2 protein-coding genes are annotated in these 1,687 nt (G+C 54.2%); both read right to left on the reverse strand.

Annotation, left to right across the window (positions count from 1 at the left end; translation table 11 throughout):
• Nucleotides 1-364: 364 nt before the first annotated feature.
• Nucleotides 365-739 carry a PAAR domain-containing protein gene (locus L1065_RS15630; RefSeq protein WP_237096445.1) on the reverse strand — a complete coding sequence of 125 codons (375 nt, stop codon included), beginning with the start codon at nucleotides 737-739 and terminating at the stop codon, nucleotides 365-367.
• 5 nt (nucleotides 740-744) lie between these two features.
• Nucleotides 745-1,687: type VI secretion system Vgr family protein (locus tag L1065_RS15635; protein ID WP_237096446.1), on the reverse strand; the 943-nt coding region annotated here is incomplete at its 5' end.

A 1,687-nucleotide genomic window follows, 5' to 3' on the forward strand; every position in this document is an offset into this window, starting at 1 on the left:
TGTCTTGTCTGCGAATTCTGTTTTCAGCGCGAGTCAAATCACCCATAGTACTTTGATCACCAGTCCAAGTCGGGGCTTCATATCCTGGCATTGTTTGGGGCGGTACATCAGGAATTGTGCCGGGAGCGGGCGCCGTACCAGGAGGCATTGGCGCCGTGCCAGGAGGAGCGGGTAACGTCCCAGGCGGAACTGGCACTGGACCAGGCGGTACTGGGCGCGGTGCTGGAATTGGTCGCGGCGCAGGGAAAGGCCTTGGGGCGGGCACTGGACCCGGTGCAGGTATTGGGACACGCCTTGGCAGGAGTCTCTGTGCCGCAGCGCGCAATAACCACCAAACTGGTGCTGCTGCAGGCCCTGCCATTGTTTAGGTCTCTTTGCTCGCTGCGTCTTCACAGCTCTCCGCAAATGGAGCCCGCGTAAGACCAGGCGGTGCATTGCCGCCAATCAATACATTACCAGACCCCGTGGAATTGGCGCCCCCGCAATTGATTGGATCACCAATGCGGCCTGCCTGTTTGTTGTTGATCAATACCGTAGGAGATCCCGACGATAGGTTTCGTGGGTGCGGCGGTTGTGGGCACGCTGGACAGGGGTGCGGTGCATAGGCATCGCCCTGGCGCACGGCAGGGCGTCCGTTTACCAGCGTATCTGGAGAACCTTGTATCGCGGGGGAGGGCGGAAAATGACACCCGTGACCTGAGCCGATATCACCTAAGCGTGCTGCGGGTTTTCCCGACATAGATATTACTCCTTAAATGAACGACCATAGCGAACAGCGTGTGGGCCAGCATACTTCTTGGGTTTTGTCGGTTTGGAACGCCCGATTTTCTTTCCCTTTTTGGCACTTCCACCGCTGTTGATTTTTGTCAAAGTGCCGTTGATCGTTACGCCTGATCCATCAATTTTTATGAAGTTTCCGCCCACATTAAGGGAAATTGTGGCTCCAGCTTGCAATACAAGATCACTTCCTGCGTCGAGATAATAACTTGTTCCGACTTTATGAAATTGTGCGCCGCCCGTTTCTACCCTCAGACTCTCACCAATATGCAGATCGTCGGTAGAGGCAATAGCAGTTGCACGATCACCACCAACTGCTTTGAACTCAGATATTGCTGTTTCTGTAACTCTCGAGCCACCAATAGTTATGTGACGTGATCCAGAAACCATCTCTCGATGATTACCTAAAACTTGCATGTCTTTTTCACCCTCTATCTTCTGTGAGGATGATCCCGATACATGAAAGTCTTGACTGCCTTCTGTCCGCCAAGTCTCGTTGTCCTTAACGTAGGCATTCAGATATTTTTGGGCTTGAAGCCAGACTTCTTCTTGTCCCGCTTGATCTTCAAAGCGTATTTCATTGTAACCTTCACCCTGGTGGCTGTCGGTCTTGAACAGAGATCTTGTTTTAAATTCGGGCAAAGCATTCGGCGTGGTATTTTTCCCATTATACACACAGCCCGTGACAATCGGCTTGTCGGGATCGCCGCGCAGGTGTTCGACGATCACTTCCATGCCGATGCGGGGGATGACCATGCCGCCCCATCCTTTGGACGCCCAGTTTTGCGACACCCGCACGCGCATGGTGTGGGCGGCGACATCGTCCCAATGGAACTTTACCAGGATGCGGCCGTGTTCGTCGCAGTCGATCTCTCCGTCGCCCACGACCACGGCCGTTTCGGGGCCCTGC

It is taken from the genome of Nereida sp. MMG025 (genome assembly GCF_021654165.1).
Classification (GTDB): domain Bacteria; phylum Pseudomonadota; class Alphaproteobacteria; order Rhodobacterales; family Rhodobacteraceae; genus Nereida.

What these genes read in the sequence shown, in the direction of transcription:
- L1065_RS15630 (WP_237096445.1), bottom strand. Translation starts at nt 739, where the DNA reads ATGTCGGGAAAACCCGCAGCACGCTTAGGTGATATCGGCTCAGGTCAC.